Raw genomic sequence first — 16,820 nt, 5'->3', positions numbered from 1 at the left:
GAGTCCACATGAGCCAACGTAAAGACAAAGAAAAAGTTCTCGGCGAAATATTCGACGAAGCGCGCATCGCCACCTTCTTGGAATATCCGGCACCTGCTGGCATCAACGCCGATTACCATTTATTGGAAAAAGCCTATCGCGGCATGCGCGGCGAAAACTTTGGCACCTTCGTCAAATTATTTATCGAAGCCGGCAAAGACCTCAACGCAATCGGCCCGGAAGGCAAAACCTTCCTGCAAGTGGTAAAAGCCCATCGCAACGGCGAAGAATACGCCGTTGCCTTGGAAGCTGCTGGCGCGAAGTAAATAAAACACCGCATGCAAAATAAAAAGGCAGCCCTCACCGGCTGCCTTTTTGCTTTTAGTAAATATAGACTACAGCAAGTCACTACCTGTCCGGGCGGACTTATACACTTTGACTGGATCAGTTCAAAAACTTAAAAGTACCGCATATGACAAATTTCACTGTTAATCCAAACATTATCTTGTGTGTCTTATTGAGCGCAGTGATGTTTACACTAACGGGGTTTCAAGGCAGTATTTTCGACGAACTCAGCCTTTACCCCGACAAGGTTAGTGCTGGTGAAGCCTGGCGCTTACTCACCGCCAATCTTGTACATTTCGGTTGGGCACATAGCTTGATGAATGTCGCCGCGCTGGTGTTGTGTACACTGGCTTTTTTTACCGATGTATCACTAAAAAAATTCTCGCTCTTGTTGTTGTGGTGCGGAGCAAGCGTAGGTGTAGGGATTTATTTTTTTAACCCTGAATACTCCCCTTATGCGGGATTGTCCGGGACGATTCATGGATTAATTGTGGCAGGGCTGTTACAAACGCGCGCATACCCGGTGTGGATTCGTGTTGTGGCCCTAGTATTAGTAACCGCCAAGCTGGTGCAGGAAAATAGTGCTGGTTATGAAGCGACAGATTTACAACAACTGATTCCTGCAGCGGTTGCGGTGGAGTCACACTTATACGGAGCAATTGCCGGAATCGTTTTTGTAGGCGGTAATTGGCTGATAATTCGCTTAAAAAGGAAGCTATAGATGCAAGGTTCTCCCGGGAAAGCAATTGATTACTTTATGGCAGGTGGCAAGCTGATTGTGCAACCCGGTTTTCGCCGGTTTATTTTAATTCCGCTGCTGATTAATCTGGTTATTTTTGTGCTAGTGACCGCCACACTGTTTAATATGTTCAGTGATTTTTTTTACCAAATCCTGGAGTGGTCACCGGGCTGGTTAGACTGGCTGGCCTGGTTGTTATGGCCCTTGGTCGCGTTTATTTTTTTAGTGATCTACGGTTATAGCTTTAACATTATTACCAATTTTATTGCGGCGCCTTTTTTTGGTTTACTCGCCGAAAAAATTGAAGCCCATTTAACCGGAACGCCACCACCCGACGAACCTTGGGGGCAACTGATTCCGCGCACTTTGCAGCGCGAACTGATTAAGCTTTGGTATTTTGTCAGCCGGGGTTTACTGGTATTACTTATTTTGGTGGTTTGTTTTTTTATTCCCGGCCTGAATTTAGTCGCAGTGATTATTGGCGCACTCTGGGGCTGTTGGAGCATGGCAGTACAGTACTCTGACTATCCGGCAGACAACCACCAATTGGAGTTCCGCGAGTTGCGCCGCCGTTTAAATAGCCAACAATTAACCAGTTATTCTTACGGTGGGATTATTTTGCTAGGCAGCATGGTGCCGGTATTGAATATTTTTGTTACACCGATTGCGGTAGCGGGTGCGACAATTTATTGGGTTAAGGAAGTGCGCCACCTGTGAAGCTCGCCGTCTCTAAAAAGCCACTCAACATAAAAAGGGCGCGATAAATCGCGCCCTTACCATTAAAAACCGCGTGTATTTATTCGTCGCCATCATCCACAATCATATTGCCACCCGCGTCTTTGGCGCGGCGCAAATATTCGTTTGCCTTGGCGATCTGTTGATCCAAACTATTATGCAGCTGGCTAGTCACACCAGCACTAAAATAGACACCTATATTTTGTCCATTGATAACAAATTGCTCCGCGGCCAATAACTGTTTCACTTTGCTCAAAAACGCTGCGGCTTTTTCATGATCCAGCCCCGGCAGCATCACATAAAAATCATCGCTGTCGGCGCGCGCCAATAAAAACCGCCCCAACATGGTTTGCAAGCTGCTGGCGATTTGTTTCAATGCTTCATCGCCCCAGGCATTACCGTGTTGCTGATTGATTTCGCTAAAGTTATCGATATTGATTATTGCCATAGACAAGGGCGATGATTTCTCTTGCGCGGTTTTGTATAGCTCACGCGCGGCGTTAAAGAAATAAGAACGATGGTAGAGGCCGGTGAGATGATCGCGCTGGGCACTGTTGGTAATTTGCTCAACCAACTCCAGATATTCAATGTTGTGGATAATGCGGCAGTAAAACTCTTCCGGGTGAAACGGCTTGCGCAAAAAATCATTGGCACCGTGTTTAATGAACTTGGCTGAAAGCGCCTCGCTGCTCTCGCCCGACACACCAATCATAATCAAATCGGTTTTGTCGTATTTGTAGCGCAGGTTACGCACCAGCTCAAAGCCGTCCATTTTGGGCATGTTGTAGTCGGTGATTAATAATTTTATATCCGGATTTTCCAACAGCACTTGGATCGCATCCACACCATCAACTGCTTCAACCACTTGAAATAAATGGCGGCGAAATAAATTCGCCATATGTTTGCGCGACATATCCGAATCGTCCACCACCAATACTTTGATGTGCTGATTTTTTTCCAGCCGATGAATCATCGCGATAGCTTTGCTGTAGGCATAGCGACCTTCTTTGGTCACGTAATCCACAATGCCTTTGTTGAACAACTGCTCGCGCCGTTTTTCGTCGTAGGAGCCGGTGAGCACTATGGTGGGAATTTTTTTACTGAGAGTGAAATCCACCACCTCACCATCGGGGGCATCGGGCAGATTGAGATCCACCAGCGCAGCAAAAAAATCAGCGGGCGACTCATCGTAGAGCGCAACCGCCTGCGCAAGGCTGATCGCGTAAACCGGTTCGTAGGGGAGCGATGATGCCTGCACCAAATGGCGCAGGATTTTCATCACCATATCGCTGTCTTCCACAATTAGAATTTTTTTCATAGCAGATCACTCAATGACGCTTAAATATCCATTGAGTGTAGACAAATTTTAGAAAAATGCGCCAAGCCTATGAAATAGCTGGATCTTTAGCGCCAGATAAAACCGGAAATAGCGGTGTTGAACAGCAGCCCACTAAAATTTTGCCGGGCGGGTGTCGCGGCTTGCAGTGCTGCACCAAAACACACATGCAGTGGCAGCAAGTGTTCCTCACGCGGGTGGCAAAAACGCCCTTGTGGTGCAACGGCCCACTGACTCAAGTTCTGTTCGCGCTGTGTATTGGTGAGAGTGTCAGCGGTGAGCGTTTCCGTTAGCCAGTAATCAAAGGTTTCACTTTTGCCACGCACCGCTGGATCGTTGGAGAAAAACGCGCGCATATTGTGGAATGACATACCCGAGCCAACAATCAACACGCCCTGCTCACGCAGCGGGGCGAGCGCTTTGCCTATGGCGATATGGGCTGCGGGGTCGAGCGAGGCGAGTAGCGACAATTGCACCACCGGGATATCGGCGGCGGGGTAGATCAACATCAGCGGCACAAAAGTCCCGTGATCATAGGCACGCTGATTATCCAGGCGCGCATCAATATTTTGCTGCTGTAATAGCTGTTGGATGTGTTTGGCGAGTGCGGGATTACCCGGCGCCGGATAACTGAATTCATAGCTCTCGGGCGGGAAACCGTAGTAGTCGTACATCATGCCCGGCGCGGGGGAGTTGCTGATACTGACTTGCTCTTCTTCCCAGTGGGCGGTAATCACCACAATCGCCGTTGGGCGCGGCAAATCCGCCGCCAGTGATTGCATAAAATGCGTCAGTTCGCGGTGGTTTATATCGCCCAACAGCGGCATAGGGCCACCGCCATGGGGTACAAACACAACAGGCATTAATGCGCTCATCATAAAACTCCCAACTGCGTGTGATGCAGAACTAGAGGTTAACGGCTGCCGTAGCCGCCGCTTTATTATGTTCGCGCACCGACTCGTAAATCGCCGCGGCCATAATAATGCTGCCGCCAAACAGCGTACTCCAATCGGGATAGGTGTGCAGCACCGCAATCTCATAACCCACGGCATAGACGGGCTGCAAACACGCCACCAAACCAACGGTTTTAGCCTTTAAGTAGCGCAGCGAATAACCCAGTAGTGTGTGGGTGAATGCGGTAAAAAAAACGCCTAAACACAAAAGCAGCCACCAGTCGTGGGTAGATGGTTGATGCGGAGAGAGAATAAGCACTGGCGTCATTAACAGGGCGACAATCAACACTTGATAACTCATCGAGCGCGCCGCAGTTTGGTTGCTGAACCAGTAACTCAGCAACAAGTTACGCACTGCAAAAGTCACCGCTGAAATCACACCCCAAATCACCCCTTGGGTCATGTTGTTGTCGATATTAAATTCCGGCACCAGCCAATAAATACCAAACAGCACCAAACAACCGCTGACCACATCGCGCCAATCGAGCTTGGTGCGTTTGAGCCATGGCTCCAGAAAAACCGTGACCACCGGATAGGCGTAAAGGGAAATCATACCGACGGCAATATTGGCGACCTGCATGGAATAAAAAAACGTTACCCAATGCAGCGCCAGCAACACGCCGAGGATCAACATGCGGCCATAATCACGGGCTGAGCGCAGGGCGACATTGCGCTCGCGCCACCATACCCAGGCAAATAAAATGAAGGCAGCGATCCAGGTGCGATAACCGGTGATATCCCACGCAGGCAATTCGATGATTTTGGAGAAGAGCCCTGTAGCACCCATCAAAAAGGCGCCCAGATGCAGGCTTAACAGGGCTGACTTGGCTGAAGACATAACCATTCCGGGCGATGGCACTGCCCGGCACAAAGCCGGGCGACGTCAATTAAGGATACGGATAAAAAGGTGCTAGCGCTAATCAGTGACGCGGGCGGCGACTGCGATTACCTCCGGGGCGATTGCCCACGGAGCGATTACTGTGCCTGTCGTTGTTACGCGCACGGGCCGGTGCGGGCAAGCTTTCCGGCGGCGCCAACATTAAATACTCCGGCGGTTGTTCGCACTTGATGGGTTTACCCAATAGCGTGCCAATCGGCTCCAACAACTGCGCATCGTCTTCACAGGCAAAACTGATCGAAGTGCCGTTCTTACCGGCGCGGCCGGTGCGGCCAATGCGATGCACATAATCTTCCGGCTCTTCTGGCAGGGTGAAATTCACCACGTGGCTGATACCGCTGATATGAATACCGCGCCCGGCAACATCGGTTGCCACCAACACTTTAATTTCGCCGGACTTAAACGCATCGAGCGTAGATACACGTTTATTCTGTGCAATTTCCCCGGAGAGCAAGCCGGCTTTGATACCGTGACGCTCCAATTTTTCCTGCAAATCGCGGCATTCATCGCGGCGATTGGCGAACACAATCATGCTCTCGGCGTGTTCTTGTTGAATCAGGTTATACAGCAGTGTGTATTTTTCTTCGGTCGAAACCAGATACACATGCTGATCCACCCGCTCATTGGCTACCGACTCGGGTTCGATATCGATGGTGACGGGCTTGTAAGTCCACTGCTCTACCAAGGTGCGCACTTCATCGGTAAACGTCGCGGAGAAAAACAGGGTTTGGCGATCTTCACGTTTGGGCGTTTGACGCACAATTTGACGCACTTGCGGGATAAAACCCATGTCCAACATGCGGTCGGCTTCATCGATAACCAGGATTTCCAGTTGATCCAGGTACACGTCTTTATTGCCGCAGAAATCGAGCAAACGACCAGGTGTCGCCACCAGGATATCCACTAGATCATCGTGTAAATGGCGCTGTTGTTTGACGTAATCCATACCGCCTACCAGCGTGTGGATTTTCAGATCGGTGTATTTGCACAGGCCTTTGGCATCTTCGGCAATCTGGATAACCAGTTCGCGCGTGGGGGCGATAATGAGCGCGCGCGCTTCACCGGCATAGCGTTTTTCGGTGATGGGATTTTTTAACAGGTCATCAATAATCGCAGTCAAAAACGCGGCGGTTTTACCGGTACCGGTTTGCGCCTTGCCCACCACATCCTTACCTTGCAATGCATAAGGCAGGGATTGCGCTTGAATGGGCGAGCAGTATTTGAAGCCTAAATCGGCAATCGCCCGCATGATTGGCAATTCCAGATCAAAATCGTGAAAGCGGCTCTTGCCCTCTACTTCTTCAACGTCAAACTGGGCAATATCCCACGGGCCGTGATCCACTTTTAGCGCTTTTTTGGGACGTGGTGCAGCTGAATGGCGCGGAGGTTTAGCGGAGTGATCGCGCTGAACGGCGGGGGTTTGCTGTTCGGTTTTTTGGCCGGGGCGTTGGTCGCGGCTATTGCGATTACCGCGACTATTTTGCTGTTGGCCGCTGCGCTCGCGGGGGTGTTTTTTTGCGCCAGATCTGTCACTGGCAGTTGTTTTGTCACTGGCAGGCTTTAGGTTAGCCTCATTCTTTTCAGGTTTATCCGCACCTGAACCAATCAATTTTTTAAAAAGTTTTCCGATCAATCTATTCACCAAAAGTTATTACAGCCAACGGCTTGAGTGGCAGTCACGCAGACGTGCCTATGTAAATGCTGTTTCGCTTTTATCACAGGGCATTAAACCCGGCGCGAAACAGCAAAAGAAGTGCGCAAAATGACTGTTAATTGCACGCACAAACTGTGCCCGAGTATACACCAATCGTCAGACAATCAGCGGGTTTGACGCCAATTGTATGGAATTAATACACCCGAATTGGCAGGATCTCTGCATAATCAGCGGCAGAGTTTCACTCATTCCTGTGGCAATTAAAATACAACAGAAGGAACACACCATGAGAATTCACAGCCTGCAGCACGTCCCCTTTGAAGATATTGGCAGTATGGCCAATGACTTTCGCGCGCGCGGTTATGCACTTTCCACCACCCATTGGTACAACGGCGATACAGCACCAGCCCTGAATGATTTTGATGCGCTGATTGTCATGGGCGGCCCCATGGGTATTTATGACGAGGCGATTTACCCCTGGCTGGCGGATGAAAAAGCGCTGATTAAAGCGGCGATAACCGCCGGAAAAATTGTGCTGGGCATTTGTTTGGGAGCGCAGTTAATTGCCGATGTATTGGGCGGCAAAGTCACACGCAACCCGCACAAAGAAATTGGCTGGCTGCCAATTAGCATTAATCCCGCAGCGGCAACTCACCCTATCGCTCAAGTATTCACACGCTACGCAGATGTATTTCACTGGCATGGCGATACCTTTGCACTACCGCCGGGTGCAGTACATCTTGCACGCAGTGAAGGCTGCAGTAATCAGGCATTTTGTTACGGGGATAAGGTATACGGTTTCCAGTTCCATTTGGAAACCACACCCACTTCGGCACGGGCGTTAATTGAACATTGTGCAGAAGATATTGATGGGTCGCGCTACACCCAAACCGCGCAGGCGATACTCGCAAGCAATGAAAAATTTGAGCAGATCAATCGCGCCATGAGCGAGGTAATTGCACTGGTTTTTGGCTCAGAGCAGCGCGCCAAATAGATGACCCGCCGCAAAAGTCAGAGCCATCGCGGCGGCGCCCCAAAAACCCACCCGCAGGCTGCCGAGCAGCATATTGGCGCCACCCACTTTGGCGGCAAGCCCACCCAGTAATACCAGGGCGACTAGTGAAACCAACGCAATGGCAGGGGTTAACTGAGTTGCCGGTGCCAGCAGGACAACTAACAGAGGAATAAAAGCCCCCACCGCAAAAGTGGCGGCCGAAGTGAGCGCTGCCTGCAGTGGGCGCGCGCTCATCGCCTCGGTGATACCCAGCTCGTCGCGCGCGTGAGCACCCAGCGCGTCGTGCTGCATTAATTGTTTGGCAACTTCGCGCGCGAGTTCACGTTCCAACCCCCGCGCGACATATATCTCTTGCAATTCGCGGTGTTCACCGACGCTATCGGTGGCCAGCTCATGAGTCTCACGCGCCAAATCAGCGGCTTCGGTATCGGCCTGGGAGCGCACCGATACATATTCACCCGCCGCCATGCTCATTGCACCCGCCACTAAACCTGCGACACCCGCGAGCAGAATTGCGGCACTATCGCTGGCGGCAGCCGCGATGCCCATCATCAAGCTGGCGGTGGAAATAATCCCGTCATTGGCCCCCAGAACCGCTGCACGCAGCCAGCCCGAATGATGTGAACGATGAACTTCGCGATGACGCATAGTGCTCTCCAGCCAAAAGAAAACAGGGATTTTATTCCGCCTTGAAAGGCGAAATACGGCGCAGGGTATTGTCACGTTTTACGTAGTGATGAAATAAGGCAGCGACAATATGCAGCGAGATCAGGTAATAACCAAAGGTGCCGACTTGTTTGTGCAGCTCTTCCATTTGCTCAGCCAATGCCGCGTTTTCATCTAACAGTGGCGGTAATTCCAAACCAAAGAAAGGCACACCATGCCCTTCAGCGCTCAAAATAATCCAGCCGGCAATAGGCATAAAAATCATAAACGCATAAAGGGTGATATGAACCACCTTGGACAAGAGGTTCTCCCATAATTTGGGCTCAGGCACAATTGCCGGGGTTTTACTGGAAAGGCGCAGCGCCAACCGAACCACCACTAATAGCAATACGCCCATGCCCAACATAAAGTGCAGCGCCTTTACCAATTCACGTGGCTCGCTGCCGCGCGGAAATTGACCGCGTATTTCAATAGTGACGAACACCGCCACCAGCAGCACAAACATAAACCAATGCAAGGCAATCAAAATCGGGCTGTAACGGTTGGGGCTGGACAAACTGGTCATAAAAGATCCTCGTTTTTGTTGTGTTAAAACCTTGTGTTAAAACTCTGCCTGCTGACGCTTGCGGAGAAAATTTTGCTAAAAAACGGGCGGCTAGCGATAAAGTTTTCCTTGATATCTCAACCATCCACCAGCGTGTTTGCCCTTAGGGTCGTGATGAGTCCAGTGGATAACACCGCCTTTATCGTTCCACTCGTACTCGCCGTAAAACTCAATCATCTCGCCCTCGCGCAAGGTTTCAATACGCGGCGCCAAGTCTATATTGTGAGAAATCAGCAGCGAATGCCCTGACTCCAGCTGCAGCAAAAATTTTTGATGGCGACTACCTTTGTTATCGTCGGGCAACACACGCACTACTCGCCCCTCGCCCGCCAACATCAGATCTGACTGGCGATTGGCAAACGCCTCGGCAATCAATAAATCGCGGCCACTGATATCCAGCGGCAGATCCAGTTGCTCACTGCCGTGACTAAGCAACTGCGCTTTATTGGCACTGTTTACCAACACCAATAGCAGCGCAAAAATCACCAAACCAACTAAATGACCGGTTTTTCGGGGCCAATGCATCGCTCATTTATCTCCACTAAAGCCTGGTCGCGCAGCATACCTTGTGCACCCAAAAGACGCACACTTTTACGCGACAAGTCGTTTGACAGACCACATGGTCTGTTATTAAATACCAACAGACCAACTGGTCGGTCAGCAACGCTCGTCATCAGATACCACTGCATGCAAGGAGAACCAAGGGATGAACCAATTGCCCCCCTCAACCAGTCAATCCGTTTCGTCACTCGACCAACTGCCCCTGCTCGGATACGCCGAGTTTTCGTTCGGGCTGCAGAGCCATATCCGTGTGCTACGCCTGTTGGGATACGGATTTGTACTGCTCGGATTATTGTTAATCAGCGGTGCAATGAGTTATCAATATCTGTGTCAAGTCCAATAACCCGGGGCGCACTGCCGCGCAATCACACACAATCGCATAACCATAAGAATTTCACTTAATAACCCTAGAGACCCTCATGGCCACTGAACGCAACGCCGAACAAACCCGCACCCGGATTCTGGAAGCCGCCCACGAGGAGATTTATCAAAACGGCTATCAGGGAATGCGTATTGAAGCCATTTTGCAAAAAACCAATCTCGCCAAAGGTGCGCTCTATCACCACTTCCCCAATAAACTGGCGCTGGGTTATGCGGTTGTTGATGAAATTTTAATGGAGCACTTTCATAACAACTGGAATGAGTTTCGCCAGCAATATCCCGACCCACTCACCGCCATGCAGCAATTGTTTTTGTGGAAGGCAGAAAAGTACCGCGATGAGCAGTGTTTTAAAGGCTGCCCTTTAAATAATTTAAATCAGGAAATGGCAGCGATTGATGCAGGCTTTCACGCGCGTCTGGAAATGGTGATGGAGGCTATTTATCAAGCGATAGTGCAAGCGCTGGAATTGGGACAACAGCAAGGGGATGTGCGCGCCGACATTAATCCAACGCGCATTGCGATGTTTATTATGGCCAGTTACCAAGGCATTATGGGCGCCGCGAAATGTATGCAAGCGCCAGAATTATTGAGCGATTTATTTAGTACGTTGAACGATTACATCGACACCTTGCGCACCCCCGATCAGCCCCATTAATGGCTGATCATCCAGGGCCGCATAGAAGGAAACATTTTATTACCCTCCGCCGTGTACAGCAGATTGGATTTGCGAATCGGCTTGTCGCCACACCCACAACCTTTACCGTGTTTATGTTCGCGCCGCGCCAATTGCTCCGCGCGATAATCCGGCGTTGACAATACCGGGCTGTGCATCGCATTTTCATTGCGTGTATGCGCCGCACGATTCTCCTGTTTCATATCCAAAAATTCCGGCGCAACCATCAATACCCGCGCACTCAAAGTCGCACAGGTCGGGCAATTTTTTGGCTGGCTGGATTCATCCATCGCCGCCAATTCATAAAACAAACCATGCTCGGGGCATTTATAGTCGTAAACAGGCATTTTAATCTCCACGTTTTTTAACCTCACCCTAACGCTCCCCCTGAATAAGGGGGAGGTTGGGAGGGGTCTGTTATTTGTCTTTCGACAAAGGCACATCCATTCCCGGTGATACTTTTTTGCTCGGGCCTTCAGCCGATGGATTCACATCAAAATCAAAAATATCCGTCGGCAGCCAGAGTGTTGCGCAAGCATTGGGAATATCCACCACTCCCGAGATATGCCCCTGCACCGGTGCACAGCCTAATATCGAATAGGCCTGCGCTTTGGAGTAGCCGAATTTGGTGAGGTAATTAATCGCATTCAAACAAGCCTGGCGATACGCGACATGCACATCCAAATAATGCTGCTCGCCATATTCATCCACCGAAATGCCTTCAAAAATTAAATAGTCGTCATACTTGGGCGCAATCGGGCTGGGTTTGAAAATGGGATTTTTAATCGCGTATTTGGCCATGCCGTCTTTAATTAAATTCACGCGTAAATGAATCCAGCCCGCCATCTCAATCGCACCACAAAAAGTGATCTCGCCATCGCCTTGACTGAAGTGCAAATCGCCAACCGATAGCCCACCGCCTTTTACATAGACTGGAAAATAAATTTTGGAACCGCGTGACAAATCTTTGATGTCACAATTTCCACCATGTTCACGCGGTGGCACTGTGCGCGCGCCTTCTGCCGCCGCCGCTTTGGCCGCATCGGGAGCCATGCGGCCCATGTGCGCAGTATCGTCATAAGGCAGGGTTGCCAGCGCAGGCACGCGCTCAGGTTCGGTATCGTAAAGTTCTTTTTCGCGTTTATTCCACTCCAGCAACATTTCTTTGGAGGGCAAACAGCCAATCAAACCGGGGTGCATTAAGCCTGCAAATTCTACATTCGGCACATGGCGCGATTTGGTAAACATGCCATTGAAATCCCAAATGGATTTCTGCGCTTCCGGAAAATGCTCTGTTAAAAACCCGCCGCCATTTTGTTTGGAAAAGAAACCGTTGAAACCCCACAGGCTCTCCTGAAAAGCGCCTATATCAAGAATATCCACCACCAATAAATCACCTGGCTCCGCACCTTCTACACCAACGGGGCCAGACAAAAAATGCACCTGGGTTAAATCCACATCGCGCACATCGTCAGCGTTGTCGTTATTGGCAATCTGGCCGCCGGTCCAGTCATAACATTCGATAATAAAATCGTCGCCCGGTTTTACCGTTTTCACCATCGGAATATCCGGGTGCCAGCGGTTGTGAATCATTTCATTTTCGTAGGGGGATTTTTTCAGATCTATTTTGATAATAGTTTCGGCCATGGTTCTGACTCCAGTAGGGTTGGACAAACGAGTGTCGCGTGACTGGTTCAGTATCCAATTGCGGGGGGCGAGCAACAATACGACAAATAGCGCGCATGACTACGCTATTTGACGTATAGACTTTAGTGTGGGAGCGATGACTAAGGCGCGGGTTTGGCTGCACGTGCCGCCTGATCCTGATATTCCGTCGGCGTCATATTGGTCATTTTTTTAAAGGCGCGATAAAAGGTGGATTTGCTGTTGAAACCGGCATCCGCCATGACATCCAACATAGAAAGCTTGGCGCTGCCCTTGCCCGCATTCTGCGCAATGCTGTTGGTAAGAATATCCACCGCTTTTTTCACCCGGAAATTATTGATGTAATCAAAAAAGTTCTGTTTGCCAGTGCGATTAATCGCCGATGAAATTTTGCGCGCAGAAATGCCGGTAATTTCCGCCAGTTGTTCCAGAGTGAGATCCGGATCCAGAAACAATTCCCGCTCCAGCATGATGTGGTTCAATTTATCCATAATGCCGGGGTCGATACTCTCTGGTTCTTTTACCTCGGTTTTATCCTCAACCGGCTGCAACACATACCCAATAGTGACATGTGCCATGCTGTACACCACCAGAGCATTAACAAAAATCGCATTGAAAATATTGCCCGAAATACCAATCACATTGCCCAGCCACATGGACGAACTAAACAGGGTAATCAAGTAGGAAATAAACACCCACACCCAAATCATTAAAAAACCGCCGACCAACATCATCAGCCAGAACATATCGATTTTTTCTATATTCGAATAACGCTGTTTTAGCTCTTCTTTATAACGAAGCAACAATATTAAACAGGCCACGCCGTAGCCCACATACAAAATATTGCGCACCCACAAATGCACTTGATACACCGGGTTGCCATAGAGCAAGCCAAATTGGGTAATGCCCAACTCGCGCCCCTCTTCCCCTAAACTGGCATAGAGCGCGGCAATCATTACCGGAAACAAAAAGAGCGGAATAAAGTGCACTACATCCTTGCGACTAAAAACGTAATCGGCATAAAGCAGGGACTTGACGTAAAAATACAGGGTGGGCGCGGCGAGATAAACACTGAACTTCAGGCAATAAAAAATATGTATATGATCAGAGAGGTAAACATGTTTGATGCTGGGGCTCCAATAAATCATCGCATCCAGCGCGTCCAGGCCAATGGCGAGCAAGAAAAATGCGAGGAAAATATTAGCCTGACGTTTGCCCACTTTGACGATCAATAACAAGATGGCAAACAATAGCGACTGAAAAATAATCAAAATGACAGGAACGTCATTAAAGCTAAAGACAAGTTTATCCACGGTTGATCTCTCTATTTTTATTGGAATTTATTCGCTGTTAACAGCATTGCCGTCTGCTAAACAATATACGGGGTTTATTCGCGGTCTGCAAAAATCCGGATTGTGCAAATACTGTGATTGTTAATTGCGTCAGAGAACAAATTAAGAGTTGTTGCGTCTCACTATCACTTAGTTAAGCGCAACAACCTGAGGAAATTAATATGATTATTAAACTATTAAAAATGGCCGGCATTATTGGAATTTTATTGCACACTATCGCCCAACCCGTATACGCGGCAGATAAACAACGCCCGCTGCGCGATGAACGCCACTTCGGACCACCGGAGGAAGCACTGCTGGCCTGCAAAGGTTTAACTGAAAATGACGCCTGCGCATTTGCGGGGCGCAATGATGAAATGATTAATGGAATTTGTTCCCTACCCCCAACACAGGCGGATAACACAGTGCTCGCCTGCAAGCCCGACCATATGCCCGAACACGCTAATATGGAGCCGCCACCAAACCGTGAGGATTAGTAACACAAAATAGACAAATGAAAAAAGCCAGCAGTTGCCCGAGACGTGACAAAAGCTGGCTGAAACTTTTTTAGTTGTTAAAAAAATTATACGGATAAATAAGCCGCCACTTTGGCTTCATTAATGGTTGAACGCAGTTCTTCGTGCACTATCTCACCTTTTTCAATCACCAAAATACGGTCGGCAATATCCAGCGCAAAACTTAATACTTGTTCCGATACCACAATCGATAAACCACGCTGATCGCGAATCATTTTTAACGTGCGCCCCATCTCGCGGATAATCGATGGCTGAATACCCTCAGTAGGTTCATCCAGAAATAACATTTTGGGGTCACTGGCCAGTGCACGTGCAATGGCCAATTGTTGCTGTTGCCCGCCCGATAAATTACCCCCGCGGCGATTGCGCATTTCCAGTAATACCGGAAACATATCATAAAGTTCTTTGGGAACAGTGCGACGCTTGGTAGTAGTCAAGCCGGTTTCAATATTTTCTTTTACGGTCATACTGGAAAAAATCATGCGCCCCTGGGGAGCAAAACCAAAACCGCTAGCAACACGCTGATAACTTTTTAACTGGCTCACTTCTTTGCCATCGAGTGTTACGCTGCCGCTATTGCTTGGAATAACACCCATCAGTGATTTCATCAAGGTGGTTTTACCCATGCCATTGCGTCCCATCACGGCGACGATTTCGCGCGGTTTAACTTCAAAGTTCAGCCCGTGCAGCACTTCACTCTGGCCATAACTCACCCGGTAATCTGATACAGATAACATAATTAATTCCTCGTGTTATGCAGCCGTTTATTAATGCCCCAGATAAACTTCAATGACTTTGGGATCATTTTTAACCTTGTCCACGGAACCTTCCGCCAGAATTTTTCCCTGATGCAACACCGTCACCTTGTCCGCAATCTGCGCCACAAATTGCATATCGTGTTCAATCACAATCACCGAGCGATCTTTAATAATGCTGCGTAACAATTCGGCGGTTTGCTGGCGTTCACCGACTGACATGCCTGCTACAGGTTCATCCAGCATTAACAAGTCAGGGTCTTGCATTAATAACATGCCAATTTCCAGCCATTGTTTTTGTCCGTGACTCAGTAGCTCTGCCTGGCGATCTAACTGATCGCCTAAAAATATCATCTCCGCCACTTCATAAACTTTATTAACTACCTCTTCATCGCGTTTGAATACCAGCGCACCAAATACCGAGCGACCGCGCGGAAACGAAATCTCCAAATTTTCAAACACCGTCAAATCGCCATAAATCGACGGCGTTTGAAATTTGCGCCCGACACCGGCTTTCACTATGTCGTGCTCTTTCATTTTGGTGAGCTCTTTATTGCGGAATTTAATGGAACCTTCAGTGGCTTTGGTGCGGCCACAAATTAAATCCAACACCGTGGTTTTACCCGCACCATTAGGGCCAATGATTACGCGGATTTCATTTTCATCCACATAAAAACTCAAATCATTCACTGCTTTAAAACCATCAAAGGATACGGTGAGACCTTCCACCGCTAATACAAAGTCAGTATTACTGGGGCTCATGGATTGCTCCTTGTGGAATAGATCGGGGTTCAGCAGCTACTGTTGAGGTTTTTTTAATGTCACTGGGCTTTGCACTTTCGCTGGATGCCGTATCTGCGGCGACTACAGCTACCGTTTTCTTGTTGAAAAACTTCTCCAACAGAGCGTCTACTTTGGGGGCCGCATAGGTGTTATAGATACCTGCCAACCCATTCGGAAAGGCCATTACCACCGCGATAAATAAACCGCCCATGGCAAACAACCACAGCTCAGGAAAGCTTTCTGAAAAAGACGTTTTGGCAAAGTTCACCACCAGCGCGCCGTACACTGCACCAACGATGGATAAGCGCCCACCTACCGCACAGAAAATTACCATTTCAATGGAAGGCACTATGCCCACCAAGGTTGGCGACATAAAGCCTACCTGCAAAGTAAATAATGCCCCGCCAATCGCCGCGAAAATGGCGCCTACGCAGAATACGAATATTTTAAAGTTGGACACGTCGTAACCAGAAAAACGTACACGATCTTCTTTATCGCGCATGGCTACCAGCAAACGGCCCAATTTACTTTTACGAATATACTGAGCGATAAACAAACACACGAATAACATAAATACACACACAAAATAAAAGATGTATTTCGCATTGTCGGTGCGAATATCCCAGCCATGTAGGGTGCGCAAATCGGTCATGCCATTGACACCGCCGGTATAACCCTGCTGGCCGATAATTAAAATCGTGAGAATGGCCGCAAAAGCTTGAGTGATAATTGCAAAATAAACACCGCCCACCCGGCGCTTAAACATGGCGACACCGATGATGTAGCCGAGAATGGTCGGCACCACAATAATCGCGAGCAGGGTAAAACCAAAACTGTGGAACGGCTGCCAAAAAAAAGGCAACTCGGTAATTTGGTTCCAATCCATAAAATCCGGAATACCCGGTGTGGATTGAATTTTTGTGCTTTCCGGGTCAGAGGCTTCCAGCTTTAAAAACATCGCCATGGCATAACCGCCCAAGCCAAAAAATACCCCCTGCCCCAAACTCAAAATACCGCCGTACCCCCAACACAACACCAAACCCACCGCCACAAACGCATAGGTTAAATATTTGCCAACTAAATTGAGACGAAAAATATCCAGCGACAGCGGCAATACAATCACCAGAATTACCGCGAGCACCAAAAAACTGAGCAAATCTTTTTTGGGCAAAAACGACGCCGTAGCATGACTCGATAATAAACTCGACAT

Annotated in this window: 20 protein-coding genes; 7 read left to right on the top strand and 13 right to left on the bottom strand. The window is 48.9% G+C overall.

Annotation, left to right across the window (positions count from 1 at the left end; genetic code table 11):
* Window positions 1-8: 8 nt before the first annotated feature.
* The 3 genes from NNX04_RS19180 (at window position 9) to cysZ (ending at window position 1,780) form a co-directional block, all read left to right on the top strand.
* A complete protein-coding gene (locus NNX04_RS19180; RefSeq protein WP_007644394.1) occupies window positions 9-305 on the top strand; it encodes a PA4642 family protein in 297 nt (98 codons plus the stop codon).
* A gap of 203 nt (window positions 306-508) precedes the next feature.
* Window positions 509-1,045, top strand: a complete 537-nt coding sequence (rrtA, locus tag NNX04_RS19175) for a rhombosortase (RefSeq protein WP_261946841.1) — start codon at window positions 509-511, stop codon at window positions 1,043-1,045.
* Complete coding sequence (gene cysZ / locus NNX04_RS19170) at window positions 1,046-1,780, top strand: sulfate transporter CysZ (protein WP_151056495.1); 735 nt, start codon at window positions 1,046-1,048, stop codon at window positions 1,778-1,780. It abuts the gene before it with no gap.
* A 79-nt stretch (window positions 1,781-1,859) separates the two neighbouring features.
* On the opposite strand, the gene NNX04_RS19165 is transcribed toward cysZ, so the two are convergent.
* The 4 genes from NNX04_RS19165 to rhlB form a co-directional block, all read right to left on the bottom strand.
* Window positions 1,860-3,116: a response regulator gene (locus NNX04_RS19165; RefSeq protein ID WP_261946840.1), complete on the bottom strand. Its 1,257-nt coding sequence runs from the start codon at window positions 3,114-3,116 to the stop codon at window positions 1,860-1,862.
* An 86-nt stretch (window positions 3,117-3,202) separates the two neighbouring features.
* The gene (locus NNX04_RS19160) at window positions 3,203-4,012 is read right to left on the bottom strand and encodes a DODA-type extradiol aromatic ring-opening family dioxygenase (protein WP_261946839.1); all 810 of its coding nucleotides are present in this window, start codon (window positions 4,010-4,012) and stop codon (window positions 3,203-3,205) included.
* A 28-nt stretch (window positions 4,013-4,040) separates the two neighbouring features.
* On the bottom strand, window positions 4,041-4,925 hold the full coding sequence (locus NNX04_RS19155; protein WP_007644399.1) for a DMT family transporter: 885 nt from the start codon (window positions 4,923-4,925) through the stop codon (window positions 4,041-4,043).
* A gap of 82 nt (window positions 4,926-5,007) precedes the next feature.
* On the bottom strand, window positions 5,008-6,627 hold the full coding sequence (gene rhlB / locus NNX04_RS19150; RefSeq protein ID WP_007644400.1) for an ATP-dependent RNA helicase RhlB: 1,620 nt from the start codon (window positions 6,625-6,627) through the stop codon (window positions 5,008-5,010).
* 298 nt (window positions 6,628-6,925) lie between these two features.
* Here rhlB and NNX04_RS19145 point away from each other — a divergent pair, with 298 nt between their 5' ends.
* Window positions 6,926-7,633 (top strand): type 1 glutamine amidotransferase, encoded by a 708-nt coding sequence (locus tag NNX04_RS19145; protein ID WP_151056491.1) that lies wholly within the window; start codon window positions 6,926-6,928, stop codon window positions 7,631-7,633.
* Here NNX04_RS19145 and NNX04_RS19140 read toward each other — a convergent pair.
* The 3 genes from NNX04_RS19140 to NNX04_RS19130 all read right to left on the bottom strand — a co-directional run bounded on the left by NNX04_RS19140 (window position 7,613) and on the right by NNX04_RS19130 (window position 9,449).
* Window positions 7,613-8,302 carry a VIT1/CCC1 transporter family protein gene (locus NNX04_RS19140; protein ID WP_151056490.1) on the bottom strand — a complete coding sequence of 230 codons (690 nt, stop codon included), beginning with the start codon at window positions 8,300-8,302 and terminating at the stop codon, window positions 7,613-7,615. The two genes, NNX04_RS19145 and NNX04_RS19140, sit on opposite strands and share 21 nt — an antisense overlap.
* 31 nt (window positions 8,303-8,333) lie before the next feature.
* A complete protein-coding gene (locus NNX04_RS19135; protein WP_261946838.1) occupies window positions 8,334-8,885 on the bottom strand; it encodes a cytochrome b in 552 nt (183 codons plus the stop codon).
* Between the two features lie 90 nt (window positions 8,886-8,975).
* Window positions 8,976-9,449: a DUF3465 domain-containing protein gene (locus tag NNX04_RS19130; protein WP_007644405.1), complete on the bottom strand. Its 474-nt coding sequence runs from the start codon at window positions 9,447-9,449 to the stop codon at window positions 8,976-8,978.
* A gap of 181 nt (window positions 9,450-9,630) precedes the next feature.
* On the opposite strand from NNX04_RS19130, the gene NNX04_RS19125 reads away from it, so the two are divergent.
* Complete coding sequence (locus NNX04_RS19125) at window positions 9,631-9,828, top strand: hypothetical protein (protein ID WP_261946837.1); 198 nt, start codon at window positions 9,631-9,633, stop codon at window positions 9,826-9,828.
* 76 nt (window positions 9,829-9,904) lie between these two features.
* Window positions 9,905-10,522, top strand: a complete 618-nt coding sequence (locus tag NNX04_RS19120) for a TetR/AcrR family transcriptional regulator (RefSeq protein WP_007644407.1) — start codon at window positions 9,905-9,907, stop codon at window positions 10,520-10,522.
* Here NNX04_RS19120 and NNX04_RS19115 read toward each other — a convergent pair.
* From NNX04_RS19115 to NNX04_RS19105, 3 genes are all read right to left on the bottom strand, one after another.
* A complete protein-coding gene (locus NNX04_RS19115) occupies window positions 10,519-10,887 on the bottom strand; it encodes an FmdB family zinc ribbon protein (protein WP_261946836.1) in 369 nt (122 codons plus the stop codon). The genes NNX04_RS19120 and NNX04_RS19115 overlap by 4 nt on opposite strands.
* A 70-nt stretch (window positions 10,888-10,957) precedes the next feature.
* The gene (gene fmdA / locus NNX04_RS19110; RefSeq protein WP_261946835.1) at window positions 10,958-12,187 is read right to left on the bottom strand and encodes a formamidase; all 1,230 of its coding nucleotides are present in this window, start codon (window positions 12,185-12,187) and stop codon (window positions 10,958-10,960) included.
* 140 nt (window positions 12,188-12,327) lie between these two features.
* Entirely contained in the window at window positions 12,328-13,518 is a 1,191-nt protein-coding gene (locus NNX04_RS19105) for a helix-turn-helix domain-containing protein (protein WP_261946834.1), read from the bottom strand.
* 200 nt (window positions 13,519-13,718) lie between these two features.
* On the opposite strand from NNX04_RS19105, the gene NNX04_RS19100 reads away from it, so the two are divergent.
* On the top strand, window positions 13,719-14,033 hold the full coding sequence (locus NNX04_RS19100) for a hypothetical protein (protein WP_007644411.1): 315 nt from the start codon (window positions 13,719-13,721) through the stop codon (window positions 14,031-14,033).
* Window positions 14,034-14,119: 86 nt separating this feature from the next.
* Here the strand turns inward: NNX04_RS19100 and urtE are convergent, their stop codons facing one another.
* The 3 genes from urtE to urtC are packed head-to-tail and all read right to left on the bottom strand — an operon-like array spanning window position 14,120 to window position 16,820.
* Window positions 14,120-14,809 (bottom strand): urea ABC transporter ATP-binding subunit UrtE, encoded by a 690-nt coding sequence (gene urtE, locus NNX04_RS19095; RefSeq protein ID WP_261946833.1) that lies wholly within the window; start codon window positions 14,807-14,809, stop codon window positions 14,120-14,122.
* Between the two features lie 30 nt (window positions 14,810-14,839).
* On the bottom strand, window positions 14,840-15,589 hold the full coding sequence (gene urtD / locus NNX04_RS19090; RefSeq protein WP_261946832.1) for an urea ABC transporter ATP-binding protein UrtD: 750 nt from the start codon (window positions 15,587-15,589) through the stop codon (window positions 14,840-14,842).
* Entirely contained in the window at window positions 15,576-16,820 is a 1,245-nt protein-coding gene (gene urtC, locus NNX04_RS19085; RefSeq protein WP_261946831.1) for an urea ABC transporter permease subunit UrtC, read from the bottom strand. The genes urtD and urtC overlap by 14 nt, the downstream gene beginning before the upstream one ends.

The organism is Cellvibrio sp. QJXJ (assembly GCF_024452345.1).
Classification (GTDB): domain Bacteria; phylum Pseudomonadota; class Gammaproteobacteria; order Pseudomonadales; family Cellvibrionaceae; genus Cellvibrio.
The sequence above is the reverse complement of the archived record's forward strand: the minus strand, read 5'-3'. Positions and strand labels throughout refer to the sequence as shown.